Here is a 26,295-nt window from a genome sequence, read left to right as displayed (position 1 = left end):
CGCAAGTATGTATTTAAATAAAGATTGTTATAATTTCAAAGTTCATCCAAGATTATGGCGTTTGCATTTACCTATTAAAAACGTTATTATATCAAAGATGCGAAAGATAATACGGGTTTATTTTATGAAAGTGAGAAGGATAAAATGGATAATGAGCAACGCTTAAAAAGAAGAGAGAATATAAGGAATTTCTCGATTATAGCACATATTGACCACGGAAAATCTACATTGGCTGATAGAATTTTAGAAAATACCAAATCAGTTGAAACAAGAGATATGCAAGATCAGTTACTAGATTCAATGGATTTAGAAAGAGAACGTGGTATTACAATCAAATTAAACGCAGTTCGTTTAAAGTACGAAGCTAAAGATGGAAATACTTATACATTCCATTTAATCGATACGCCTGGACACGTCGATTTTACATATGAAGTGTCACGTTCTTTGGCAGCTTGTGAGGGCGCGATTTTAGTAGTAGATGCGGCTCAAGGTATCGAAGCACAAACATTAGCAAATGTTTATTTAGCATTAGATAATGAGTTAGAGTTATTGCCTGTTATTAACAAAATTGATTTACCTGCTGCAGAACCTGAACGCGTGAAACAAGAAATTGAAGATATGATAGGTTTAGACCAAGACGATGTTGTTTTAGCAAGTGCTAAATCTAACATTGGAATTGAAGAGATACTAGAGAAAATAGTTGAAGTTGTGCCAGCTCCAGATGGCGACCCAGAAGCACCACTAAAAGCGTTAATATTTGATTCTGAGTATGATCCATATAGAGGGGTAATTTCATCGATAAGAATTGTAGACGGTGTTGTTAAAGCCGGAGATAAAATTCGAATGATGGCGACTGGTAAAGAGTTCGAAGTAACAGAAGTTGGAATTAATACACCTAAGCAGCTTCCAGTTGATGAATTAACAGTTGGTGATGTTGGTTATATTATTGCAAGTATTAAAAATGTTGATGATTCTAGGGTTGGTGACACCATCACATTAGCTAGTAGACCTGCATCAGAACCATTGCAAGGTTATAAGAAAATGAATCCAATGGTATATTGCGGACTGTTCCCAATAGATAACAAAAATTATAATGATTTAAGAGAAGCATTAGAAAAATTACAATTGAATGATGCATCATTAGAATTTGAGCCTGAATCGTCACAAGCATTAGGTTTTGGTTATAGAACTGGTTTCTTAGGTATGTTACACATGGAAATAATTCAAGAAAGAATTGAAAGAGAATTTGGCATTGAATTAATTGCAACAGCACCATCTGTAATTTATCAATGTATTTTAAGGGACGGTTCAGAAGTGACGGTTGATAACCCAGCACAAATGCCAGATCGTGATAAAATTGATAAAATATTTGAGCCATATGTTCGTGCAACTATGATGGTTCCAAATGACTATGTAGGTGCAGTAATGGAATTATGTCAACGTAAACGTGGACAATTTATAAATATGGACTATTTAGATGATATTCGTGTAAATATTGTTTATGAATTACCTTTAGCTGAAGTTGTATTTGATTTCTTCGATCAACTTAAATCTAATACTAAAGGATATGCATCATTTGATTATGAATTCATCGAAAATAAAGAAAGTAATTTAGTTAAGATGGATATTTTATTAAACGGTGATAAAGTGGATGCGCTAAGCTTCATAGTTCATAGAGATTTTGCATATGAACGTGGTAAAGCATTAGTTGAAAAACTTAAAACGTTAATTCCAAGACAGCAATTTGAAGTACCTGTACAGGCTGCAATAGGACAAAAAATTGTAGCGCGTACAAATATTAAATCAATGGGTAAAAACGTTTTAGCTAAATGTTATGGCGGTGACATAAGCCGTAAACGTAAATTACTTGAAAAACAAAAAGCAGGTAAAGCTAAGATGAAAGCAGTTGGTAATGTTGAAATTCCACAGGATGCTTTCTTGGCTGTATTGAAAATGGATGACGAATAAGTTTTTTAAAAATTTATTAACAATTTACAATGAATAAAGTTTAATAACTAAAAAGAGGGAGCCTAGGATAAATTAACGTCCTGGGCTTTACAATGTTATATTGGCAGCCATCGACAGAGTTAAAAATGAGCTTATAACAATGGGGCCCCAACATAGAAGCTGACGAAAAGTCAGCTTACAATAATGTGCAAGTTGGGGTGGGGCCCCAACATAGAGAATTTCGAAAAGAAATTCTACAGGCAATGCAAGTTGGGGTGGGGCCCCAACATAGAGAAATTGGATTGCCAATTTCTACAGACAATGCAAGTTGGGGTGGGACAACGAAATAAATTTTGCGAAAATATCATTTCTGTCCCACTCCCTTATGCATGAGTTTTACTCATGTAATTTTATTTTTATGGACATATTACATCTGGCTAATGTGTAAGAGCCACTACATAATAAATCATTAGTGGTTCTTTATTATTTCTATCTCACTCCCTCTAAACAAGAATAAATATCAAAATGAATCGATATATTAGACAACCATTGATTAAACGTTAAAGTTAAAAGTAAGAATAATTGCAGATAGTCCAACAGGATATAGCCGATTGGATAAACAGTCTGAGAAGCGGGGCATTAAAATGACGGTACAAAGTGCATATATACATATTCCATTTTGTGTAAGAATATGTACATATTGTGATTTCAATAAATATTTTATACAGAATCAACCTGTAGATGAGTACTTAGATGCACTAATAACAGAAATGTCTACAGCAAAATATAGGAACTTAAAGACCATGTATGTAGGTGGCGGCACACCAACGGCCCTTTCTATTAATCAGTTGGAAAGATTACTTAAAGCAATACGTGATACGTTTACAATCACAGGCGAGTATACATTTGAAGCAAATCCTGATGAGTTAACTAAAGAGAAAGTCCAACTATTAGAAAAATATGGAGTAAACAGAATTTCAATGGGCGTTCAAACATTCAAGCCGGAGTTATTGTCTGTTTTAGGTAGAACGCACAATACTGAAGATATTTACACTTCGGTGTTAAATGCTAAAAACGCAGGTATTAAATCAATCAGTTTAGATTTAATGTATCATTTACCGAAACAGACGATTGAAGATTTTGAACAAAGTTTAGATCTAGCTTTAGATATGGATATTCAACATATTTCGAGTTACGGCTTAATACTTGAACCTAAAACCCAATTTTATAATATGTATAGAAAAGGGTTGCTTAAACTTCCTAATGAGGATTTAGGTGCTGACATGTATCAGTTGCTGATGTCTAAGATAGAACAATCTCCTTTCCATCAATACGAAATATCTAATTTTGCATTAGATGGCCATGAATCAGAACATAATAAGGTTTACTGGTTTAATGAGGAATATTATGGATTTGGAGCAGGTGCAAGTGGTTATGTAGATGGTGTGCGTTATACGAATATCAATCCAGTGAATCATTATATCAAAGCTATAAATAAAGAAAGTAAAGCAATTTTAGTATCAAATAAACCTTCTTTGACTGAGAGAATGGAAGAAGAAATGTTTCTTGGTTTGCGTTTAAATGAAGGTGTGAGTAGTAGTAGGTTCAAAAAGAAGTTTGACCAATCTATTGAAAGTGTCTTTGGTCAAACAATAAATAATTTAAAAGAGAAGGAATTAATTGTAGAAAAGAACGATGCGATTGCACTAACAAAGCGAGGGAAAGTCATAGGTAATGAGGTTTTTGAAGCTTTCCTAATAAATGATTAAAAAAAATTGAAATTTCGAGTCTTTAACATTGACTTACTTTGACCAATTTGATAAATTATAATTAGCACTTGAGATAAGTGAGTGCTAATGAGGTGAAAACATGATTACAGATAGGCAATTGAGTATATTAAACGCAATTGTTGAGGATTATGTTGATTTTGGACAACCCGTTGGTTCTAAAACACTAATTGAGCGACATAACTTGAATGTTAGTCCTGCTACAATTAGAAATGAGATGAAACAGCTTGAAGATTTAAACTATATCGAAAAGACACATAGTTCTTCAGGGCGTTCGCCATCACAATTAGGTTTTAGGTATTATGTCAATCGTTTACTTGAACAAACATCTCATCAAAAAACAAATAAATTAAGACGATTAAATCAATTGTTAGTTGAGAATCAATATGATGTATCATCAGCATTGACATATTTTGCAGATGAATTATCAAATATATCTCAATATACAACTTTAGTTGTTCATCCTAATCATAAACAAGATATTATCAATAATGTACACTTGATTCGTGCTAATCCTAATTTAGTTATAATGGTTATCGTATTTTCATCAGGTCATGTTGAGCATGTACATCTTGCTTCAGACATACCGTTTAATAATGACAAACTAAATACAATATCAAATTTTGTTACAAACAAACTAACTGAGTTTAATCAGAATTTACAAGATGATATTGTCTCTTTTGTTCAATCAGAGCAGGAAGAAATATTTATCAATAAATTGTTAAATACGATGAATAATCATATTTCTAATCAAAGTAATAGCATTTATATGGGTGGAAAGGTTAAACTTATTGATGCATTGAATGAAAGTAATGTATCTTCAATTCAGCCCATTCTACAATATATAGAATCAAATAGAATTGCAGAATTATTACAAGATATATCTTCACCAAATATTAATGTAAAAATTGGTAATGAAATTGATGACAGCTTAAGTGATATTTCAATTGTAACAAGTCAATATCATTTTGATGAAACGTTAAAAGGTCAAATCGCTGTGATTGGACCTACAGCTATGCATTATCAAAATGTCATTCAATTATTAAATAGAATTTGGTAATGATGGATTAGAAAGTATTGGAGGACAGAAAATGACAAATAAAGACGAATCAGTTGAAAAAAACACTGAATCAACAGTTGAAGAAACAAACGTCAAACAAAATATTGATGATTCAGTTGAACAAGCTGAAGAAAGTAAAGGTCATTTACAAGATGAAGCAATAGAAGAAACGTCTGACGAGAATGTTATTGAAGAAATAGATCCAAAAGATCAAAAAATTAATGAACTTCAACAATTAGCAGATGAAAACGAAGAGAAATATTTAAGGCTCTACGCTGAGTTTGAAAATTATAAGCGTAGAATTCAAAAAGAAAATGAAATAAATAAAACATATCAAGCACAACGTGTGTTAACAGATATTTTACCAGCAATAGACAATATAGAACGTGCACTTCAAATTGAAGGTGATGATGAGACTTTTAAATCTCTTCAAAAAGGTGTACAAATGGTGCATGAAAGTTTGATTAACGCACTAAAAGATAATGGTCTTGAAGTTATTAAAACTGAAGGTGAAGCATTTGATCCAAATATTCACCAAGCTGTAGTTCAAGATGATAACCCTGATTTTGAATCTGGCGAAATCACTCAAGAACTACAAAAAGGATACAAGCTTAAAGATAGAGTATTAAGACCATCAATGGTCAAAGTAAACCAATAACTTAAATTTGGCGAAAAGACATTGTTTAAAATTAAATTAATTTAATGATTAAATGGAGGAATTTTATTATGAGTAAAATTATTGGTATAGACTTAGGTACAACAAATTCATGTGTAACAGTATTAGAAGGCGATGAGCCAAAAGTAATTCAAAACCCTGAAGGTTCACGTACAACACCATCTGTTGTAGCTTTCAAAAATGGAGAAACTCAAGTTGGTGAAGTAGCTAAACGTCAAGCTATTACAAACCCAAACACTGTTCAATCTATTAAACGTCATATGGGTACTGATTATAAAGTAGATATTGAAGGTAAATCATACACACCACAAGAAATCTCAGCTATGATTTTACAAAACTTAAAAAATACAGCTGAAAGCTATTTAGGTGAGAAAGTTGACAAAGCTGTAATTACAGTACCTGCATACTTTAACGATGCTGAACGTCAAGCAACTAAAGATGCTGGTAAAATTGCTGGTTTAGAAGTTGAGCGTATCATTAATGAACCAACAGCTGCAGCATTAGCATATGGTTTAGATAAAACTGATAAAGATGAAAAAGTTCTTGTTTTTGACTTAGGTGGCGGTACATTTGACGTATCTATCCTAGAATTAGGTGACGGTGTATTCGAAGTACTATCAACAGCCGGTGACAACAAACTTGGCGGTGATGATTTTGACCAAGTAATTATTGACTACCTAGTTGCAGAATTCAAAAAAGAAAATGGCGTAGACTTATCTCAAGATAAAATGGCATTACAACGTTTGAAAGATGCTGCTGAAAAAGCTAAAAAAGACTTATCAGGTGTATCACAAACTCAAATCTCATTACCATTTATCTCAGCTGGTGAAAACGGTCCATTACACTTAGAAGTAAACTTAACTCGTTCTAAATTTGAAGAATTATCAGATTCATTAATTAGAAGAACAATGGAACCTACACGCCAAGCAATGAAAGACGCTGGCTTAACAAACTCAGATATCGATGAAGTTATCTTAGTTGGTGGATCAACTCGTATTCCAGCAGTACAAGAAGCTGTCAAAAAAGAAATCGGTAAAGAACCTAACAAAGGAGTAAACCCGGACGAAGTAGTGGCAATGGGAGCTGCAATCCAAGGTGGCGTTATCACAGGTGACGTTAAAGACGTAGTATTATTAGACGTAACACCACTATCTTTAGGTATTGAAATTTTAGGTGGACGTATGAATACGTTAATTGAACGTAACACTACGATTCCTACATCTAAATCTCAAATCTATTCAACAGCAGTAGATAATCAACCATCAGTAGATGTACACGTATTACAAGGTGAACGTCCAATGGCTGCGGATAATAAAACACTTGGTAGATTCCAATTGACTGATATTCCACCAGCTGAACGTGGTAAACCTCAAATTGAAGTAACGTTTGATATCGATAAAAACGGTATTGTAAATGTAACTGCAAAAGACTTAGGTACAAATAAAGAACAAAGAATTACAATTCAATCAAGTTCTTCATTATCAGACGAAGAAATCGACCGTATGGTAAAAGATGCTGAAGTTAACGCTGAAGCAGATAAAAAACGTCGTGAAGAAGTAGACTTAAGAAACGAAGCTGACAGTCTAGTATTCCAAGTTGAAAAAACTTTAACTGATTTAGGCGAAAATATCGGTGAAGAAGATAAAAAATCTGCTGAAGAGAAAAAAGACGCTCTTAAAACTGCTTTAGAAGGTCAAGATATAGAAGATATTAAATCTAAAAAAGAAGAACTTGAAAAAGTGATTCAAGAATTATCAGCAAAAGTATATGAGCAAGCGGCTCAACAGCAACAACAAGCACAAGGTGCAAATGCTGGTCAAAACAACGATAGTACTGTAGAAGATGCTGAATTTAAAGAAGTAAAAGACGACGACAAAAAATAATTAAACAATACAATTAGAATGTTGTCATGATCTGAAAAGTCAAAGTCAATAGAACATTGGCTTTGGCTTTTTATTTGGATAGTATGACATATTACGTTAAACTATATGAGTTAATTAAGAAAAGGAGAGATAGCTGTGGCCAAAAGAGACTATTATGAAGTTTTAGGCATTAGTAAAGATGCTTCAAAAGATGAAATCAAAAAAGCGTATCGAAAGCTTTCGAAAAAATATCATCCAGATATTAACAAAGAAGAAGGTGCAGATGAAAAGTTTAAAGAAATTTCTGAAGCCTATGAAGTTTTAAGTGATGATAATAAACGCGCAAGCTATGATCAATTTGGACATGATGGTCCACAAGGTTTTGGTGGACAAGGATTCAATGGCTCTGACTTTGGCGGTTTTAGTGGCTTCGGTGGCGGCGGTTTTGAAGATATCTTTAGCTCTTTCTTCGGTGGCGGCAGACAAAGAGATCCAAATGCACCGCAAAAAGGTGATGATCTTCAGTATACAATGACATTAACATTTGAAGAAGCGGTATTTGGTACAACAAAAGAAATTTCAATCCGTAAAGATGTAACATGCGAAACATGTCATGGTGATGGTGCAAAGCCTGGAACAAGTAAAAAGACTTGTAGTTACTGTAATGGCGCTGGTCATGTAGCTGTAGAACAAAACACAATTTTAGGTAGAGTTCGTACTGAACAAGTTTGTCCTAAATGTAATGGAAGTGGTCAAGAATTTGAAGAAGCTTGTCCAACATGTCACGGAAAAGGTACTGAAAATAAAACAGTTAAATTAGAAGTGAAAGTACCTGAAGGTGTCGACAATGAACAACAAATTAGATTAGCTGGTGAAGGCTCTCCAGGCGTGAATGGAGGACCTGCTGGTGATTTATACGTAGTATTTAGAGTTAAACCATCTGAAACATTTAAACGTGATGGTGATGATATTTATTACAAATTAAATGTTAGCTTCCCACAAGCAGCTTTAGGCGATGAAATAAAAATACCAACATTAAATAATGAAGTTATGTTAACAATCCCTGCTGGTACACAAACAGGTAAGCAATTCCGCTTAAAAGAAAAGGGTATAAAAAATGTTCATGGCTATGGATACGGAGATTTATATGTTGATATTAAAGTAGTAACGCCTACTAAATTAACAGATAGACAAAAAGAACTAATGAAAGAATTTGCCCAATTAAATGGTGAAGAAATTAATGAACAACCTTCGAATTTTAAAGATAGAGCAAAAAGATTCTTTAAGGGAGAATAAAGTATGAACTGGACAGAGCTTTCAATTATTATTAATCATGAAGCAGTAGAATTGGCTACCAATATACTTGAAAATCATGGATCAAATGGTGTCGTGATAGAAGATTCAGATGATTTAATTAACCAACCAGAAGATAAATACGGTGAAATTTACGCTTTGAAAAAAGAGGATTATCCAGATAAGGGAGTAAGATTGAAAGCCTATTTTAATGAAATGACTTATGATGATAAGTTGCGACAGCAAATTAAAGATGAGTTATTAAATTTAGATGAACTTGATCAACATAACGTTCAATTCAGTGAGCAAATTATTGCAGAGACGGATTGGGAAAATGAATGGAAAAACTATTTCCATCCATTCCGAGCGTCGAAGAAGTTCACAATAGTTCCTAGTTGGGAAACATATGCTAAAGAAGCGGATGAAGAGCTTTGCATTGAGCTCGACCCAGGTATGGCTTTTGGAACAGGTGATCATCCGACTACAAGTATGTGTTTGAAGGCAATAGAAACATATGTATTGCCACAGCATTCAGTAATTGATGTTGGTACTGGCTCAGGTATATTAAGTATTGCAAGTCATCTAATCGGTGTAAAACGTATTAAAGCGTTGGATATTGATGAAATGGCAGTGAGTGTAGCTAAAGAAAACTTCAGAAGAAATCATTGTGAAACGTTAATTGAAGCTGTTCCAGGTAACTTATTGAAAGACGAAACAGAAAAATTTGATATTGTAATAGCAAATATTTTAGCGCATATTATTGATGAAATGATTGAAGATGCTTATAATACTCTAAATGAAGGCGGTTATTTTATTACTTCTGGTATTATAAAAGAGAAGTATGAAGGTATACAGTCACATATGGAGCGTGTAGGTTTTAAAATTATTTCAGAACAACATGACAACGGTTGGGTTTGTCTTGTTGGCCAGAAAGTGAGTGAATAATGTGCAACGTTATTTCATAGACCAAAACGCTGATGTAAGTCAGCGTTTTTTTATTACAAAAAAAGAAGATATTCATCATATAACAAATGTAATGAGATATGATGTTGGTAGTAAAATTATTTTAACTTTTAATGATCAAACAGTTTATTTATGTGAAATTGCTGATATAACAAGTGATAAAATTGCAGTTGATTTAAAAGAAAAACAAAATATTAATACAGAATTGCCAGTTGATGTTACGATTTGCAGTGGACTAATCAAAGCTGACAAATATGAGTGGTTGCTACAAAAAGCTACTGAATTGGGTGCTTCATCATTTATAGCTGTGAGCATGGAACGTTCAATTGTTAAATTAAACGAGGCAAAAGTTGCCAAAAAGATAGAGCGTTGGCAAAAAATAATTAAAGAAGCTGCTGAACAAAGCTATCGTTTAGTGATTCCATCTATTCAATTCGAGTCGAATTTAAAATTAATTTGTGATACTATTGATAATTATGACTATATTCTTATTGCATATGAAGAGGAAGCAAAAGATGGTGAGTTAAGCAATTTCAAGCAAACTTTACAACAATTCAAGGCTCAGGATAAAGTGTTGATGATTTTTGGTCCTGAGGGTGGTTTGTCAGAAAATGAAATTTCATTATTTAGTAATACTAGTACAGTTGTTGGTCTTGGACCGAGAATTTTACGGGCAGAAACTGCGCCATTGTATGCGTTAAGTGCAATAAGTTATGAAAAAGAATTAATGGGGTGAATATTTATGTCAACAGTTGCGTTTCACACATTAGGTTGTAAAGTAAACCATTATGAAACTGAAGCAATCTGGCAATTATTTAAAGAAGCAAACTATGAGCGCGTTGACTTTGAAGCGAATGCTGATGTATTTGTTATTAATACTTGTACAGTAACGAATACAGGTGATAAAAAAAGTCGTCAAATAATTAGACGTGCAATAAGACAAAATCCTGATGCTGTAATCTGTGTAACAGGTTGTTATGCGCAAACTTCATCAGCTGAAATTATGGAAATTCCTGGTGTCGATGTAGTAGTTGGTACACAAGATAGACATAAACTATTAGGTTACATTGATGAATTCCGTAAAGAACGCCAACCAATTAATGGTGTTGGAAATATCATGAAAAATCGTAAATATGAAGAATTAGATGTCCCATATTTTACAGATAGAACACGTGCGTCATTAAAAATTCAAGAAGGTTGTAACAACTTCTGCACATTCTGTATTATTCCATGGGCTCGTGGCTTAATGCGTTCAAGAGATCCGGAAAAAGTAGTTGAACAAGCGACGCAACTAGTGAATTCAGGATATAAGGAAATTGTATTGACGGGAATTCATACAGGTGGATATGGTCAAGATTTAAAAGATTATAACTTGGCCCAATTATTACGTGATCTTGAAACGATTAATGGATTAGAACGAATTCGAATTTCTTCAATTGAAGCAAGTCAACTTACAGATGAAGTAATTGACGTTTTAGAACGTTCAACAAAAGTTGTGCGTCATTTGCATATTCCATTACAATCTGGTTCAGATACAGTATTAAAACGTATGAGACGTAAGTATACAATGGATAGATTTTCAGAACGATTAACAAAATTGCATAAAGCTTTACCAGACTTGGCAGTTACGAGTGATGTAATTGTTGGTTTCCCAGGTGAAACTGAAGCAGAGTTCCAAGAAACATATGATTTTATCGTAAAGCATAAGTTCTCTGAACTGCATGTTTTCCCTTATTCTCCTAGAATTGGCACGCCAGCTGCAAGAATGGATGACCAAATTGATGAAGAAATTAAAAATGAACGGGTGCATAAGTTAATTACGCTAAGCAATCAACTCGGAAAGTTATATGCGTCTAAATTTGATCAAGATGTGCTTGAAGTAATTCCTGAGGAACAGGGTGACACAGAAGGCACATTAGTTGGATATGCAGATAATTATATGAAAGTACAATTTGAAGGTGACGAATCACTCATAGGTCAAATTGTAAAAGTTAAAATTACGCAAGCAAATTATCCATTAAATGAAGGGCAAGCAATTAAAGTTGTTGATTTCGCAACAAATAAATCTGATAGAGAAGTTTTAGTTTAAGTATTCCTTGATTCATACCATAAGGTTCCGTATTAAAGATATAGGTTTTGTAACGTTGTTTTAACGGCTTCACAATTTACTATATAAGCAACTCTTCTCATTAAATAAATTATTAAGAGATTTTTAGAACAAAATCTAAAAGTCTTTGTGATTTTGATGTGAAATATGTTTCAAATAAAAAACAATTTACTAATTGACCATAAATTACAGATATATTATACTTATAAATGCATAGTTTTACTGTGCAATTGACTATAAAGTTCCGTTGATATTTGGAGGGAGGGAAATACAGATGTCTAAAACAGTAGTACGTAAAAATGAATCACTTGAAGATGCGTTACGTAGATTTAAACGTTCAGTTTCTAAAAGTGGAACAATCCAAGAAGTACGTAAACGTGAATTTTACGAAAAACCAAGCGTAAAACGTAAAAAGAAATCAGAAGCTGCACGTAAACGTAAATTCAAATAATTAATACCTCTGTTGACTCCCTCAACACGAATATTAATTATATAAAACAAACATCACAAGTTAGTGTCTTACACTAATATGTGATGTTTTTTTGTTGTCAATTTTTAATTAAAAAAAGTTATATAGTTTATAAATAATCAAATTGATATTCTATAGGTTCTTATAACTATAAAGTATATTCAATTTCATGTATAATTAATGTGAGGGCGAGGTGAAATTGTGAGTTATAATAATTTTTTACAAATGACAACTATCTTGGAATCAACGGCTGGAGATACTTGGGTTGAACAAGTTAGTAATATAATTGTTCAACCTATTTTTACGTTAATATTAACCTGTTTGACATTCTTAGGATTTGTATATCAACTTTACTCTAAAAAAATCAATGCAGCTGGTATTATCGCCACATTATCATTACTTATTTTATTTTTGGGATTTCTAATCCAAGGAAATGTCAATATGCATTCTATCTTAATATTCTCAATTGGCGTTATATTAGTTGTAATTGAATTATTTGTAGTTGGTGCAGTAATTGGTATTATTGGCATGATACTGATAACTATAAGCATAACAACGCTCGGTGATAATTTGCTATTTATGCTTGCGAATGTTATCGTTGCCTTGATTTTAACGATTGTAGAATGGGTGATATTAGTGAAGATTTTCAACAGAAAGATTCCGTTTTTGGATAAAGTTATCTTAAAAGATTCAACTAATTCTGAGTCAGGTTACAATTCTCATGATAACCGCTCGCACCTCGTAGGAAAGACTGCTCAAACAGTTACAGATCTTCGACCTGCAGGGATTATTTTTTGTGAAAATGAACGTATTGATGCTGTTTCAGATGGCAACTTTATTTTACGCAATAAAACGGTAAAAATCCTTGAAGTTGAAGGAACAAGAGTAGTTGTGAGGGAAGTAGATTAATTAAAAGGAGCGATACCATGTTTAGTTTAAGTTTTATCGTAATAGCAGTTATTATAGTAGTTGCATTACTTATTTTATTCTCATTTGTACCCATTGGTTTATGGATTTCAGCGTTAGCAGCTGGCGTTCATGTTGGTATAGGTACATTGGTTGGTATGCGTTTACGTCGTGTATCTCCAAGAAAAGTTATAGCGCCATTAATTAAAGCGCATAAAGCAGGACTAGCATTAACAACAAACCAATTAGAATCGCATTATCTAGCAGGAGGAAATGTTGACAGAGTTGTTGACGCTAATATTGCTGCACAACGTGCTGACATTGATCTTCCTTTCGAACGTGCTGCTGCAATTGACCTTGCAGGACGTGACGTATTAGAAGCGGTTCAAATGTCTGTTAATCCTAAAGTCATTGAAACACCATTTATCGCAGGTGTAGCAATGAACGGTATTGAAGTGAAAGCCAAAGCTCGTATCACAGTTAGAGCTAATATTGCTCGACTTGTTGGTGGTGCTGGTGAAGAAACAATCATCGCACGTGTTGGTGAAGGTATCGTTTCAACAATTGGTTCTAGTAAGCATCATACAGAAGTACTTGAAAACCCAGATAATATTTCTAAAACAGTTTTAAGCAAAGGTTTAGATTCAGGTACTGCATTTGAAATTTTATCAATTGATATTGCTGACGTTGATATTAGTAAAAATATTGGTGCAGACTTACAAACTGAACAAGCATTAGCAGACAAAAATATTGCACAAGCAAAAGCTGAAGAACGTAGAGCTATGGCTGTAGCAACTGAGCAAGAAATGAAAGCGCGTGTACAAGAAATGCATGCTAAAGTAGTTGAAGCCGAATCTGAAGTACCATTAGCTATGGCTGAAGCATTACGTTCAGGTAATATCAGTGTTAAAGATTATTATAATTTGAAAAATATCGAAGCTGATACAGGCATGAGAAATGCAATTAATAAACGAACTGATCAAAGTGATGATGAGTCACCTGAACATTAAGTCGAGAGGTGATTAAATGAGTGTCGGTATTCTAATTTTTGTCATATCAGTGATCATTTCTATCATTACTACTATGCGCGAAAATAGTCATAAAGATAGACAAAATCAAAAGCCACCTCAAAAAACATCTACCGATAATGAACCAAAAAAAGGTGGCTTTTTTGAAGAAATTGAGCGAACGTTTAAAGAAATAAGTGAAGAATTAAATGAAGAAGAAAAGAAATCATCGAAACGAAAATATGATGATACGTTACCACCTTTATTCGATGAACTTCCAAAGGAAGAGCCTAAATCGAAACCTGTTGTAGAACCTATGGCACCTAAAAAACAACCAGAAACAAAACCGATGACAGAGAAACCAATTACAGTGCCTAAAGCAGAACCGGTGGAGCAGAAACATAGACCTTCTAGACAAGATAATTCTGACGAAATTAGACGTCAATTAGAAAAATCACTTAGAGATGATATTAAAACGATTCGTACTGACATTGATAGAGAAAAAGAAAAGCAAATTGCTAAAATGGAAAAACGTGCTAGAGATATTATTGAGGATAAATACTTATCTGAACGTACAAAACGTTTGAAATTAAAGCAGTTGCTTAATTCTCAAAATGTCGAAAAAGATTTGACTAAATCAGCGTTCCAATTTGATAAAGATGAAGTAATCAATGGTATGATATGGTCAGAAATTTTAGCTAAACCAAAACAATTATAAAATTTTTTGAAAACAAGCACTATCGTAATGGTAGTTGCTTGTTTTTTTACGTTAAGAAAAATTGAAAAACAAAGAGAATCTTTCGAGAAATATTAGTTATTTAAATTACAACAAAAAATTGATTAGTCTAAAATTGAATCTGCTTTTATGACAAGGTGAAAAGTATAAATGATTATTTTAAATTAAAGAAAAATGAGTAAGTCAATGCAAAGATGTTTAAATCAATCAATTGCATGATATAATTAAGTAGATATTAAAGCATCATAGAATGAATATAAATGATATATGAAAAGGAGCGCGTGTATGCCTGGAATTATACAAATAGACGATATGAATCAATCTCAAGCTTTAATTGGAAATAATGATGAACATTTAAAAGCAATTGAAGAGAGTTTCGATGTTGTCATCCATGCAAGAGGACAAGAAGTTGCCGTTAAAGGTACAAAAATAGAAAACGTAGAAAAAGCGGAATCAGTATTAATCAATTTGCTGAAGGTTATTGATTTAGGTAATAATATTACAATTAAAGATGTTGAAGCAGCTATTAAAATGGCGCATAATAACACAATTCAACATCTGTTAGATTTATATGATGAAGAGATAACTAAAGATGCATTTGGTAAGACGATTCGTGCGAAAACGATGGGGCAACGTATATATGTTAATGCCATGAAAAATAATGATTTAGTATTTGGTATAGGTCCTGCTGGTACAGGTAAGACATTCTTAGCTGTAGTTTATGCAGCAAAGCAACTCCGTAAAGGTGCTGTTAAACGTATTGTATTAACAAGACCTGCTGTTGAAGCAGGAGAGTCACTTGGATTTTTACCAGGAGATTTGAAAGAAAAGGTAGATCCATATTTAAGACCTTTATATGATGGTCTATATACTGTTCTTGGGCGTGAACAAACAGAGCGATTTATTGAAAGAGGCATTATCGAAATAGCGCCACTTGCATATATGCGCGGACGAACATTAGAAGATGCATTTGTAATTCTTGATGAGGCGCAGAATACGACACATGCGCAAATGAAAATGTTTTTAACAAGACTAGGTTTTGGCTCAAAAATGGTAGTTACTGGTGACCAAACTCAAATCGATTTACCTAAAGGTGTTAAAAGTGGACTTAAGGAAGCGGTCAGTAGGTTACACAACGTTAAAGGTATAAGTATATTGAAATTAGATCAGAGCGATGTAGTAAGACATCCATTGGTAAGTAAGATCATTGAACATTATGAAGGAGAGAATTAAATGTTTACGATAGATTTTAGCGATCACACAGGCTTAGTTAAAGATGCGTGGTATAAACAAATTGAAGATTTATTAGAATTTGCTAAAAAAGAAGAGCATATAGAAGACGATGCTGAGCTTTCTGTTACATTTGTAGATAAACAAGAAATACAAGAAATTAATCGAACATATAGAGATAAAGATAAAGTTACAGATGTAATCTCATTTGCTTTAGAAGAAGATGAGCCAGAGATTGATTTTAGTGGTCTTGATATACCACGTGTTTTAGGGGATATAATTATCTGTACGGATGTAGCGCAAGAACAAGCAAACAATTACGGACATTCTTTTGAACGAGAATTAGGATTTTTAGCATTACATGGATTTTTGCATCTATTAGGTTATGATCATATGACTGAAGCGGATGAAAAGGAAATGTTTGGTCGACAAGATACAATATTAAACGCATATGGATTAACACGAGGCTAATTATGAAAAGGTTTAAATATGCACTTGATGGGCTGAAAATCTTAATTCAAAAAGACTATAAATTTCTTTTACATGTGTTTGCAATGATTGTTGCTATTGTCTTTGGTCTCGTACTAAATATTAATCGTATTGAGTGGATATTTATACTCATTGCTATTGCATTAGTTCTCACTGTTGAAGCTTTAAACACTGCTATTGAATATGTTGTCGATTTAGTGACCGTTGAATATCATGATTTAGCTAAATACGCAAAAGATATAGCGGCTTTTAGTGTACTTATAGTTTCAATATTAGCATTTATTATAGGTTTAATAGTATTTTTACCACATTTTATAGCGTTATTTTAGGGAGGCATATATGAGTTATCAACCTCATTATTTTCAAGAAGTTAGAAAAGCACAACAAGAATCATATTCGCCATACAGTCAATTTAAAGTAGGAGCTTATTTAAAAACGAAAGACGGTAGAACTTTTTATGGTACCAATGTAGAAAATGCTTCTTATCCATTATCGATATGTGCTGAACGAGCTAGTTTGGTATCGGCAATTTCTCAAGGATACAGACCAGGTGATTTTGAATCAATAACTGTAACCGTAGATGCAGATAAACCGTCATCACCTTGTGGTGCATGTCGTCAAGTTTTAAAGGAATTATGTGATGATGATATGCCTGTGTATATGACAAATCATAAAGGAGATATGGTTATGATGACAGTCGCAGAGTTACTACCATTTGGATTTTCAGGAAAGGATTTAGAATAAATGACAGAACATAAATCAGGATTTGTTTCAATTATAGGTAGACCAAATGTAGGGAAGTCAACATTTGTTAATAGAGTGATCGGCCATAAAATAGCAATCATGTCCGATAAAGCTCAAACAACTAGAAATAAAATTCAAGGTGTTATGACAAGAGATGACGCGCAAATTATATTCATTGATACGCCAGGTATTCATAAACCTAAACACAAATTAGGTGACTATATGATGAAAGTCGCTAAAAATACATTATCTGAGATAGATGCAATCATGTTTATGGTTAATGCCAATGAGGAAATTGGACGAGGTGATGAATATATTATAGAAATGTTGAAAAATGTTAAGACACCAGTATTTTTAGTATTAAATAAAATAGATTTAGTGCATCCAGATGAATTAATGCCAAAGATTGAAGAATATCAAAGTTATATGGACTTTACAGAGATTGTACCTATTTCAGCATTAGAAGGGCTAAATGTAGATCATTTTATTGATGTTTTAAAGACGTATTTACCCGAAGGACCTAAATATTATCCAGATGATCAAATTTCAGACCATCCTGAACAATTTGTAGTGGGTGAAATCATTCGTGAAAAAATCCTTCATCTTACAAGTGAAGAAATCCCTCATGCGATTGGTGTTAATGTGGACCGTATGGTTAAAGAAAGCGAAGATCGTGTTCATATCGAAGCAACTATATATGTTGAAAGAGATTCGCAAAAAGGAATTGTCATTGGAAAAGGCGGTAAAAAGTTAAAAGAAGTAGGGAAACGTGCGAGACGTGATATAGAAATGCTTCTAGGCTCTAAAGTTTACTTAGAATTATGGGTCAAAGTTCAAAGAGACTGGCGAAACAAAGTTAACTTTATTCGCCAAATTGGTTATGTTGAAGACCAAGATTAATCTTAAAAGTGGTGAAGATAATTGTTAATGCGCCAAAAAGGGATTATCATCAAAGCAGTTGATTATGGTGAATCTGATAAAATTATCACGATTTTAAATGAGCATGGTGCAAAAGTACCACTTATGGCTAGGCGTGCTAAAAAAGTTAAGACGGGTTTACAAGCGCAAACGCAATTGTTTGTTTATGGTTTGTTTATTTACAATCAGTGGCGAGGTATGGGAACGTTAAATTCTGTAGATGTTATTAGTCAACATTATAAATTACAAATGGACCTTTTCGTAAGCAGTTATGCGTCTCTGGCAGCTGAAACTATTGAGCGCTCAATGGATGAAGGTGACATTGCACCATATAACTATCAATTATTACAATTTGTTCTTGAAAAAATAGAATCAGGTACATCTGCACAGTTAATGTCAGTCGTAGTTATGTTAAAGTGTATGAAACGATTTGGTTTTACTGCATCATTTAATCGCTGTGCTGTGAGTGGTAATGACACACAAGCAGATTTAATAGGTTATAGTTTTAAGTTTGACGGTGCGATTTCAAGGCAAGAGGCTTCTAAAGATGTACATGCAGTTATATTATCGAATAAAACACTATATTTATTAGATGTATTACAAAAATTACCGATAGATAAAATGAATTCATTGAATATCCATCAAGAAATTATTGATGAAATGTCAGATATCATTTTAATGTTATATCGTGAATATGCAGGTATGTTTTTTAAAAGTCAGAAACTAATCAACCAATTAAAAAGATTGGAACAATAACATAAAATAATAAAAGGTATTCAAGTAGCCACATAGATGTGTTTATTTGAATACCTTTTTCGAATAGAAAAGAGATACTGGCAATTTTACTAACCAGTATCTCTTTTTATAAATTATATAGCCACCACATATGGTGGAGAGTCTTTTTAATTAGAATTTTGTTTTTTCAGTTAAGAAAGCTTCTAACTCTGAGATTGGCATACGAACTTGTTCCATTGAATCTCTGTCACGTACTGTAACTTGATTATCTTCTAATGAATCAAAGTCGAATGTTACACAATAAGGTGTACCGATTTCATCTTGACGACGGTATCTTTTACCGATAGATTGTGATTCATCGAAATCGATTGAGAATTTAGAACTTAATTGCTCAAAAATCTTAATCGCTTCGCCAGATAATTTCTTACTTAAAGGTAAAATCGCTGCTTTATATGGTGCTAATGCAGGATGGAAGTGTAAAACTGTACGTGCATCTTTACTACCTTCAACGCCTTCTTCATCATATGCATCACATAAGAAAGCTAATGTTACACGATCTGCACCAAGTGATGGCTCGATACAATATGGAATATATTTTTCGTTCGTTTCTGGATCATGGTATCTGAAATCTTCACCAGAGTGTTCAGCATGTTTACGTAAGTCGAAGTCTGTACGACTTGCGATACCCCATAACTCACCCCAACCAAATGGGAATTTATATTCAATATCAGTTGTTGCATTTGAGTAATGAGATAATTCATCTTCATCATGATCACGTAAACGCATATTTTCACTGCTCATATTTAAGCTTGTTAACCAGTCACTTGCAAAAGTTTTCCAATAATTTTGCCATTCGATTTCTTCTCCAGGTTTACAGAAGAATTCAAGTTCCATTTGTTCAAATTCTCTTGTTCTGAAAATGAAGTTACCTGGAGTGATTTCATTACGGAATGATTTACCAATTTGACCGATACCAAATGGTAATTTTTTACGCATTGAACGTTGCACGTTTTTATAGTTTACAAAAATACCTTGTGCTGTTTCAGGACGTAAGAAAATTTCATTTGTAGAATCTTCAGTTACACCTTGGAATGTTTTAAACATTAAATTGAATTGGCGAATTTCAGTCCAGTTAGCAGTTTTACTTACAGGACAAACAATACCTTCATCGTCAATAATTTTTTTCATTTGTTCAAAACTTAAACCATCGGCAATGAAGTTTTCATCACCTTTAACATCTTGCATATAATCTTCAATTAATTTATCAGCGCGATATCGAATTTTACTATCTTTATTATCAATCATTGGGTCGTTGAAGTTGTTTAAGTGTCCTGAAGCTTCCCATACTTTTGGATTCATTAAGATTGCAGCATCGATACCAACGTTAAACGGTGATTGTGTAATGAATTTTTGCCACCAAGCTTTTTTAACATTATTCTTTAATTCAACACCTAAAGGACCATAATCCCATGTGTTTGATAAACCACCGTAAATATCACTACCAGGGAACACAAAACCTCTGTGTTTTGCTAATGAAACAATTGTATCCATATCTTTTGCCATAATTACCTCTCCTCATACATGAAAACGCCCCATGGAAAATAACAGCATAGTAAATATGCTTTACTTCCATGGGACGAGTTAATATTTTAAATTGTATATAATACAAAATAAGTTACGTATTTAACCCGCGGTTCCACCCAAATTAGTGTAGTCACTCGCTTTTATTTTAAAATGATTCGTTGCGCCAATCTTATTGTTAAGCTTACACTATCCTTAACTCGCTGTACGTTTATTCTAATTGATAGATTATTTAAAGGCAAGTAAAATTAATGTGTTTGTGACATGAAAGAAATATCGGTATAATAATAAGTGAATAAAAAAGGGGTGAAGACCTATAGAACTCAGTCAAAGACAAGAACGAATCATCGAAATTGTTAAAACTAAAGGACCCATTACTGGTGAACAAATAGCAGATAAGTTGAATTTAACAAGAGCAACGCTTAGACCAGATTTAGCGATATTAACAATGTCAGGTTTTTTAGAAGCGCGTCCCCGAGTTGGATATTATTATTCAGGTAAATCAAAAGGTAAGTTTTTTAATGAAAAACTTCGACAATTTGAGGTTAAGGACTATATGTCTCAACCTGTTGTGCTAAGAGAGAATACAACAGTTTATGACGCTATTTGTACAATTTTTTTAGAAGATGTAAGTACATTATTTATTATTAATGAAGATAACGATTTTGTTGGTGTGTGTTCAAGAAAAGATTTATTAAGAGCTTCAATGATTGGAGCAGATATTCATACAGTACCTATCAGTGTAAATATGACACGTATGCCTAATGTCACTTATTTAGAGGAAAGCGAATTAGTCATATACGCAGCAGATAGAATGATTGAAAAAGAAATTGATTCGATTCCAATTGTAAGAAAAAAAGATAATCAAAAGTATGAAGTAATTGGAAGAATTTCCAAAACAACAATAGCTAAGTTATTAGTAGCATTATATAAAGAATAGGTGAGAAGTAATGGAAAAAATTAAAATTATCGTAGCTTCAGATTCTATAGGTGAAACGGCAGAGTTAGTTGCTAGGGCAGGTATTTCACAATTCAATCCTAAGCAATGTAAAAATGAATTATTAAGATATCCATATATTGAATCTTTTGAAGATGTTGATGAAGTGATTCAAGTTGCAAAAGATACAAATGCTATCATTGTTTATACACTTATTAAACCTGAAATGAAGCAATATATGAGTGAGAAAGTAGCAGAATTCCAATTGAAGTCTGTCGATATCATGGGGCCATTAATGGATTTATTATCAGCTTCGGTTGAAGAAAAACCTTATAATGAGCCAGGTATCGTTCATAGATTAGATGATGCATATTTCAAGAAAATTGATGCGATAGAGTTTGCAGTTAAATACGATGATGGTAAAGATCCTAAAGGATTACCTAAAGCTGATATTGTTTTACTTGGTATTTCGAGAACTTCAAAGACACCATTATCCCAGTATTTAGCGCATAAAAGTTACAAAGTTATGAATGTACCGATTGTACCAGAAGTGACACCGCCAGATGGCTTATATGATATTGATCCAAAGAAATGTATCGCACTTAAAATAAGTGAAGAAAAATTAAATCGCATTAGAAAAGAGCGATTAAAACAATTGGGACTAGGTGACACAGCTCGTTATGCAACAGAAGCTCGAATCCAAGAAGAATTGAATTACTTTGAAGAAATCGTAAGTGAAATTGGATGTCCTGTCATTGATGTTTCTCAAAAAGCAATCGAAGAAACAGCAAACGATATAATCCATTATATTGAACAAAATAAATCGAAATGATTTCATTTTTGTCAAAAATTAGGTATAATAGTATAACTAATGCTTAATAGGTGATTTAATTTGCGAATAGATCAATCGATCATTAATGAAATAAAAGATAAAACCGACATTTTAGACTTGGTAAGTGAATATGTAAAACTAGAAAAGAGAGGACGCAATTATATAGGTTTGTGTCCTTTTCATGATGAAAAGACACCTTCATTTACAGTTTCTGAAGATAAACAAATCTGTCATTGTTTTGGTTGTAAAAAAGGTGGCAATGTTTTTCAATTTACTCAAGAAATTAAAGACATATCATTTGTTGAAGCGGTTAAAGAATTAGGTGATAGAGTTAATGTTGCTGTAGATATTGAGGCAACACAATTTAACTCAAATGTTCAAATTGCTTCTGATGATTTACAAATGATTGAAATGCATGAGTTAATACAAGAATTTTATTATTACGCTTTAACAAAGACAGTCGAAGGCGAACAAGCATTAACATACTTACAAGAACGTGGTTTTACAGATGCGCTTATTAAAGAGCGAGGCATTGGCTTTGCACCCGATAGCTCACATTTTTGTCATGATTTTCTTCAAAAAAAGGGTTACGATATTGAATTAGCATATGAAGCCGGATTATTATCACGTAACGAAGAAAATTTCAGTTATTACGATAGATTTCGAAATCGTATTATGTTTCCTTTGAAAAATGCGCAAGGAAGAATTGTTGGATATTCAGGTCGAACATATACCGGTCAAGAACCAAAATACCTAAATAGTCCTGAAACACCTATCTTTCAAAAAAGAAAGTTGTTATACAACTTAGATAAAGCGCGTAAATCAATTAGAAAATTAGATGAAATCGTATTACTAGAAGGTTTTATGGATGTTATAAAATCTGATACTGCTGGCTTGAAAAACGTTGTTGCAACAATGGGGACACAGTTGTCAGATGAACATATTACTTTTATACGAAAGTTAACATTAAATATAACATTAATGTTTGATGGGGATTTTGCGGGTAGTGAAGCAACACTTAAAACAGGTCAACATTTATTACAGCAAGGGCTAAATGTATTTGTTATACAATTGCCATCAGGCATGGATCCGGATGAATACATTGGTAAGTATGGCAACGACGCATTTACTGCTTTTGTAAAAAATGACAAAAAGTCATTTGCACATTATAAAGTGAGTATATTAAAAGATGAAATTGCACATAATGACCTTTCATATGAACGTTATTTGAAAGAACTAAGTCATGATATTTCGCTTATGAAATCATCGATTTTGCAACAAAAGGCTTTAAATGATGTTGCACCATTTTTCAATGTTAGTCCTGAGCAATTAGCTAACGAAATACAATTCAATCAAGCACCAGCCAATTATTATCCAGATGATGAGTATGGCGGTTATGATGAGTATGGCGGTTATATTGAACCTGAGCCAATTGGTATGGCACAATTTGACAATTTGAGCCGTCAAGAAAAAGCGGAGCGAGCATTTTTAAAACATTTAATGAGAGATAAAGATACATTTTTAAATTATTATGAAAGTGTTGATAAGGATAACTTCACAAATCAGCATTTTAAATATGTATTCGAAGTCTTACATGATTTTTATGCGGAAAATGATCAATATAATATCAGTGATGCTGTGCAGTATGTTAATTCAAATGAGTTGAGAGAAACACTAATTAGCTTAGAACAATATAATTTGAATGACGAACCATATGAAAATGAAATTGATGATTATGTCAATGTTATTAATGAAAAAGGACAAGAAACAATTGAGTCATTGAATCATAAATTAAGGGAAGCTACAAGGATTGGCGATGTAGAATTACAAAAATACTATTTACAGCAAATTGTTGCTAAGAATAAAGAACGCATGTAGCATGTGATTTTAAAGAATAATACGAATAATGATTATGTCAAAATGTATAAGGGTAAATGATAGTTACCGCATTTAAACAACACTATTGAAAAATAAATATTGGGATTAGTTCCAATTTGTAAAATAAAATTAAAAATATGGATGAATTAATTAAGAATTTAGTTTAAAATAGCAATATTGAATAAATTTCGAATGTTCATATTTAAAATCGGGAGGCCGTTTCATGTCTGATAACACAGTTAAAATTAAAAAACAAACAATTGATCCGACATTAACATTAGAAGATGTTAAGAAGCAATTAATTGAAAAGGGTAAAAAAGAGGGTCATTTAAGTCATGAAGAAATTGCTGAAAAACTTCAGAATTTTGATATCGACTCTGATCAAATGGATGATTTCTTTGATCAATTAAATGATAATGATATTTCACTAGTTAATGAAAAAGATAGTTCAGATACTGACGAGAAACTGAATCCAAGTGATCTTAGTGCCCCTCCAGGTGTTAAAATAAATGACCCAGTTCGTATGTACCTTAAAGAAATTGGGCGTGTTAACTTATTAAGTGCACAAGAAGAAATCGAATTAGCCAAACGTATTGAACAAGGTGATGAAGTAGCAAAATCAAGACTAGCAGAAGCGAACTTACGTTTAGTTGTAAGTATTGCTAAAAGATACGTAGGTCGTGGTATGTTATTCCTTGATTTAATCCAAGAAGGTAATATGGGTCTTATTAAAGCTGTTGAAAAATTTGACTTTAACAAAGGATTTAAGTTTTCAACATATGCAACATGGTGGATTAGACAAGCAATCACTCGTGCAATTGCTGACCAAGCACGTACGATTCGTATCCCTGTGCATATGGTAGAAACAATTAATAAATTAATTCGTGTTCAACGTCAATTATTACAGGACTTAGGTCGAGATCCAGCACCAGAAGAAATTGGTGAAGAAATGGATTTACCAGCAGAAAAAGTTCGTGAAATTTTAAAAATTGCGCAAGAACCTGTTTCATTAGAAACGCCAATTGGTGAAGAAGATGATAGTCATTTAGGAGACTTTATTGAGGATCAGGAAGCACAAAGTCCTTCAGATCATGCTGCTTATGAATTATTAAAAGAGCAATTAGAAGATGTGCTTGATACATTAACTGATAGAGAAGAAAATGTATTACGATTAAGATTTGGTCTTGATGACGGCAGAACAAGAACACTTGAAGAAGTTGGTAAAGTTTTCGGTGTTACACGTGAACGTATTCGACAAATTGAAGCAAAAGCACTTAGAAAATTAAGACATCCAAGTCGTAGTAAACGTTTGAAAGACTTTATGGATTAATTTATATCAATTTTAATGATTGATACCAAGACATGAATAAGCGCTTATTTATTTTTAGATTAAGATTTAACTTGAGTGAGGTTGGTACATTGAATAATGTTCAACCTCTTTTTTCATAAAGGAGAATAAAATGATTTCGTTAAATAACCGATTAACGACGGTAAGTCGATTTTTAAAACAAGGTACAATCGCGGATATTGGCTCAGATCATGCTTATTTGCCAATCTATGCAATTCAAAACCATTTATGCGAATGCGGTATTGCTGGAGAAGTTATTCAAGGCCCTTTTCAAGCTGCTGTAAAAAATGTAGCTGCAAACCAATTAGTAGATAGAATTGATGTACGTTTAGGGGATGGCTTAAGTGTTATTCAACCTGAGGACGTAATCGATAATATCACAATATGTGGTATGGGCGGACCACTTATTGCTAAAATTTTAAAAGATGGGCAAGATAAGTTAAGTCAACATCCAAGGTTGATTTTACAAAGTAATATCCAAACTGAAAATTTAAGACAAACATTACAACAATTGAATTATGAAATAATTGATGAAATAATAATGGAAGAAAAAGGCCATATTTATGAAATTGTTGTAGCAGAATATTCTACACAATTAATAGAGCTATCATCTGATGGATTGAAATTCGGACCAAAATTGCTGAACAACAAAAATGAATATTTTATAAAAAAATGGCAAAGAGAGTTAGAAGCACTTTATCATATTAAATCGAAACTCAATACTGAACAACATCATCAACGTTTAGCTCAAATTAATGACGAAATTGCTGTAATTGAAAGGGTGTTATAG

General features: G+C 32.8%; 25 protein-coding genes. 24 read left to right on the top strand and 1 reads right to left on the bottom strand.

All coding sequences use genetic code 11. The features are described 5' to 3' along the window. Positions 1-144 precede the first annotated feature (144 nt). From lepA to recO, 19 genes are all read left to right on the top strand, one after another. On the top strand, positions 145-1,968 hold the full coding sequence (gene lepA / locus IDG66_RS04605; RefSeq protein ID WP_000368338.1) for a translation elongation factor 4: 1,824 nt from the start codon (positions 145-147) through the stop codon (positions 1,966-1,968). 623 nt (positions 1,969-2,591) lie between these two features. After that, entirely contained in the window at positions 2,592-3,716 is a 1,125-nt protein-coding gene (gene hemW / locus IDG66_RS04600) for a radical SAM family heme chaperone HemW (RefSeq protein WP_000218103.1), read from the top strand. Between the two features lie 100 nt (positions 3,717-3,816). Continuing rightward, positions 3,817-4,794 carry a heat-inducible transcriptional repressor HrcA gene (gene hrcA / locus IDG66_RS04595; RefSeq protein ID WP_000627140.1) on the top strand — a complete coding sequence of 326 codons (978 nt, stop codon included), beginning with the start codon at positions 3,817-3,819 and terminating at the stop codon, positions 4,792-4,794. 31 nt (positions 4,795-4,825) lie between these two features. Beyond that, on the top strand, positions 4,826-5,452 hold the full coding sequence (gene grpE, locus IDG66_RS04590; RefSeq protein ID WP_000182215.1) for a nucleotide exchange factor GrpE: 627 nt from the start codon (positions 4,826-4,828) through the stop codon (positions 5,450-5,452). A 68-nt stretch (positions 5,453-5,520) separates the two neighbouring features. Beyond that, positions 5,521-7,353, top strand: a complete 1,833-nt coding sequence (gene dnaK, locus IDG66_RS04585; protein ID WP_000034716.1) for a molecular chaperone DnaK — start codon at positions 5,521-5,523, stop codon at positions 7,351-7,353. 135 nt (positions 7,354-7,488) lie between these two features. Continuing rightward, the gene (gene dnaJ, locus IDG66_RS04580) at positions 7,489-8,628 is read left to right on the top strand and encodes a molecular chaperone DnaJ (RefSeq protein ID WP_001119021.1); all 1,140 of its coding nucleotides are present in this window, start codon (positions 7,489-7,491) and stop codon (positions 8,626-8,628) included. Between the two features lie 3 nt (positions 8,629-8,631). After that, entirely contained in the window at positions 8,632-9,570 is a 939-nt protein-coding gene (gene prmA / locus IDG66_RS04575; RefSeq protein WP_001104611.1) for a 50S ribosomal protein L11 methyltransferase, read from the top strand. Between the two features lies 1 nt (position 9,571). Beyond that, positions 9,572-10,324: a 16S rRNA (uracil(1498)-N(3))-methyltransferase gene (locus IDG66_RS04570; protein WP_001190118.1), complete on the top strand. Its 753-nt coding sequence runs from the start codon at positions 9,572-9,574 to the stop codon at positions 10,322-10,324. Between the two features lie 6 nt (positions 10,325-10,330). Further along, positions 10,331-11,677, top strand: coding sequence for a tRNA (N(6)-L-threonylcarbamoyladenosine(37)-C(2))-methylthiotransferase MtaB (gene mtaB / locus IDG66_RS04565; RefSeq protein ID WP_000108667.1), 1,347 nt, complete (start codon positions 10,331-10,333; stop codon positions 11,675-11,677). A 292-nt stretch (positions 11,678-11,969) separates the two neighbouring features. Beyond that, on the top strand, positions 11,970-12,146 hold the full coding sequence (gene rpsU, locus IDG66_RS04560; protein WP_000048060.1) for a 30S ribosomal protein S21: 177 nt from the start codon (positions 11,970-11,972) through the stop codon (positions 12,144-12,146). A gap of 243 nt (positions 12,147-12,389) precedes the next feature. Further along, positions 12,390-13,073: an NfeD family protein gene (locus IDG66_RS04555; RefSeq protein ID WP_001802667.1), complete on the top strand. Its 684-nt coding sequence runs from the start codon at positions 12,390-12,392 to the stop codon at positions 13,071-13,073. Between the two features lie 17 nt (positions 13,074-13,090). Then, entirely contained in the window at positions 13,091-14,080 is a 990-nt protein-coding gene (gene floA, locus IDG66_RS04550) for a flotillin-like protein FloA (RefSeq protein ID WP_000492114.1), read from the top strand. A gap of 16 nt (positions 14,081-14,096) precedes the next feature. Continuing rightward, positions 14,097-14,795, top strand: coding sequence for an SPOR domain-containing protein (locus IDG66_RS04545; RefSeq protein ID WP_000110600.1), 699 nt, complete (start codon positions 14,097-14,099; stop codon positions 14,793-14,795). A 303-nt stretch (positions 14,796-15,098) separates the two neighbouring features. After that, a complete protein-coding gene (locus tag IDG66_RS04540; RefSeq protein ID WP_001117767.1) occupies positions 15,099-16,046 on the top strand; it encodes a PhoH family protein in 948 nt (315 codons plus the stop codon). Further along, complete coding sequence (gene ybeY / locus IDG66_RS04535) at positions 16,047-16,514, top strand: rRNA maturation RNase YbeY (protein ID WP_000494135.1); 468 nt, start codon at positions 16,047-16,049, stop codon at positions 16,512-16,514. A 2-nt stretch (positions 16,515-16,516) separates the two neighbouring features. Beyond that, entirely contained in the window at positions 16,517-16,861 is a 345-nt protein-coding gene (locus IDG66_RS04530) for a diacylglycerol kinase family protein (RefSeq protein WP_000819532.1), read from the top strand. 10 nt (positions 16,862-16,871) lie between these two features. After that, positions 16,872-17,276: a cytidine deaminase gene (cdd, locus tag IDG66_RS04525; RefSeq protein ID WP_000121875.1), complete on the top strand. Its 405-nt coding sequence runs from the start codon at positions 16,872-16,874 to the stop codon at positions 17,274-17,276. Continuing rightward, positions 17,277-18,176: a GTPase Era gene (era, locus tag IDG66_RS04520; protein ID WP_000134765.1), complete on the top strand. Its 900-nt coding sequence runs from the start codon at positions 17,277-17,279 to the stop codon at positions 18,174-18,176. Positions 18,177-18,203: 27 nt separating this feature from the next. Beyond that, a complete protein-coding gene (gene recO / locus IDG66_RS04515; protein ID WP_001566664.1) occupies positions 18,204-18,950 on the top strand; it encodes a DNA repair protein RecO in 747 nt (248 codons plus the stop codon). A gap of 150 nt (positions 18,951-19,100) precedes the next feature. Here the strand turns inward: recO and IDG66_RS04510 are convergent, their stop codons facing one another. After that, positions 19,101-20,492, bottom strand: a complete 1,392-nt coding sequence (locus IDG66_RS04510) for a glycine--tRNA ligase (RefSeq protein WP_001030080.1) — start codon at positions 20,490-20,492, stop codon at positions 19,101-19,103. Between the two features lie 334 nt (positions 20,493-20,826). Here IDG66_RS04510 and IDG66_RS04505 point away from each other — a divergent pair, with 334 nt between their 5' ends. From IDG66_RS04505 to IDG66_RS04485, 5 genes are all read left to right on the top strand, one after another. Further along, positions 20,827-21,450: a helix-turn-helix transcriptional regulator gene (locus IDG66_RS04505; RefSeq protein ID WP_001797828.1), complete on the top strand. Its 624-nt coding sequence runs from the start codon at positions 20,827-20,829 to the stop codon at positions 21,448-21,450. A gap of 10 nt (positions 21,451-21,460) precedes the next feature. Then, entirely contained in the window at positions 21,461-22,279 is an 819-nt protein-coding gene (locus tag IDG66_RS04500) for a pyruvate, water dikinase regulatory protein (protein ID WP_000411298.1), read from the top strand. A 60-nt stretch (positions 22,280-22,339) separates the two neighbouring features. Continuing rightward, positions 22,340-24,157 (top strand): DNA primase, encoded by a 1,818-nt coding sequence (dnaG, locus tag IDG66_RS04495; protein ID WP_001217235.1) that lies wholly within the window; start codon positions 22,340-22,342, stop codon positions 24,155-24,157. Between the two features lie 223 nt (positions 24,158-24,380). Further along, positions 24,381-25,487 carry an RNA polymerase sigma factor RpoD gene (gene rpoD / locus IDG66_RS04490; RefSeq protein ID WP_001283055.1) on the top strand — a complete coding sequence of 369 codons (1,107 nt, stop codon included), beginning with the start codon at positions 24,381-24,383 and terminating at the stop codon, positions 25,485-25,487. Between the two features lie 130 nt (positions 25,488-25,617). Then, a complete protein-coding gene (locus IDG66_RS04485; RefSeq protein ID WP_000624585.1) occupies positions 25,618-26,295 on the top strand; it encodes a tRNA (adenine(22)-N(1))-methyltransferase TrmK in 678 nt (225 codons plus the stop codon).

Origin of the sequence: Staphylococcus sp. EG-SA-18, assembly GCF_017151825.1 — a bacterium.
Taxonomy (GTDB): Bacteria; Bacillota; Bacilli; order Staphylococcales; family Staphylococcaceae; genus Staphylococcus; species Staphylococcus aureus.
This window is presented reverse-complemented; position numbering and strand designations above follow the sequence as displayed.

What these genes read in the sequence shown, in the direction of transcription:
- lepA (WP_000368338.1), top strand. Translation starts at nt 145, where the DNA reads ATGGATAATGAGCAACGCTTAAAAAGAAGAGAGAATATAAGGAATTTC.
- hemW (WP_000218103.1), top strand. Translation starts at nt 2,592, where the DNA reads ATGACGGTACAAAGTGCATATATACATATTCCATTTTGTGTAAGAATA.
- hrcA (WP_000627140.1), top strand. Translation starts at nt 3,817, where the DNA reads ATGATTACAGATAGGCAATTGAGTATATTAAACGCAATTGTTGAGGAT.
- grpE (WP_000182215.1), top strand. Translation starts at nt 4,826, where the DNA reads ATGACAAATAAAGACGAATCAGTTGAAAAAAACACTGAATCAACAGTT.
- dnaK (WP_000034716.1), top strand. Translation starts at nt 5,521, where the DNA reads ATGAGTAAAATTATTGGTATAGACTTAGGTACAACAAATTCATGTGTA.
- prmA (WP_001104611.1), top strand. Translation starts at nt 8,632, where the DNA reads ATGAACTGGACAGAGCTTTCAATTATTATTAATCATGAAGCAGTAGAA.
- mtaB (WP_000108667.1), top strand. Translation starts at nt 10,331, where the DNA reads ATGTCAACAGTTGCGTTTCACACATTAGGTTGTAAAGTAAACCATTAT.
- rpsU (WP_000048060.1), top strand. Translation starts at nt 11,970, where the DNA reads ATGTCTAAAACAGTAGTACGTAAAAATGAATCACTTGAAGATGCGTTA.
- IDG66_RS04555 (WP_001802667.1), top strand. Translation starts at nt 12,390, where the DNA reads ATGACAACTATCTTGGAATCAACGGCTGGAGATACTTGGGTTGAACAA.
- floA (WP_000492114.1), top strand. Translation starts at nt 13,091, where the DNA reads ATGTTTAGTTTAAGTTTTATCGTAATAGCAGTTATTATAGTAGTTGCA.
- IDG66_RS04545 (WP_000110600.1), top strand. Translation starts at nt 14,097, where the DNA reads ATGAGTGTCGGTATTCTAATTTTTGTCATATCAGTGATCATTTCTATC.
- IDG66_RS04540 (WP_001117767.1), top strand. Translation starts at nt 15,099, where the DNA reads ATGCCTGGAATTATACAAATAGACGATATGAATCAATCTCAAGCTTTA.
- ybeY (WP_000494135.1), top strand. Translation starts at nt 16,047, where the DNA reads ATGTTTACGATAGATTTTAGCGATCACACAGGCTTAGTTAAAGATGCG.
- IDG66_RS04530 (WP_000819532.1), top strand. Translation starts at nt 16,517, where the DNA reads ATGAAAAGGTTTAAATATGCACTTGATGGGCTGAAAATCTTAATTCAA.
- cdd (WP_000121875.1), top strand. Translation starts at nt 16,872, where the DNA reads ATGAGTTATCAACCTCATTATTTTCAAGAAGTTAGAAAAGCACAACAA.
- era (WP_000134765.1), top strand. Translation starts at nt 17,277, where the DNA reads ATGACAGAACATAAATCAGGATTTGTTTCAATTATAGGTAGACCAAAT.
- recO (WP_001566664.1), top strand. Translation starts at nt 18,204, where the DNA reads ATGCGCCAAAAAGGGATTATCATCAAAGCAGTTGATTATGGTGAATCT.
- IDG66_RS04510 (WP_001030080.1), bottom strand. Translation starts at nt 20,492, where the DNA reads ATGGCAAAAGATATGGATACAATTGTTTCATTAGCAAAACACAGAGGT.
- IDG66_RS04500 (WP_000411298.1), top strand. Translation starts at nt 21,461, where the DNA reads ATGGAAAAAATTAAAATTATCGTAGCTTCAGATTCTATAGGTGAAACG.
- rpoD (WP_001283055.1), top strand. Translation starts at nt 24,381, where the DNA reads ATGTCTGATAACACAGTTAAAATTAAAAAACAAACAATTGATCCGACA.
- IDG66_RS04485 (WP_000624585.1), top strand. Translation starts at nt 25,618, where the DNA reads ATGATTTCGTTAAATAACCGATTAACGACGGTAAGTCGATTTTTAAAA.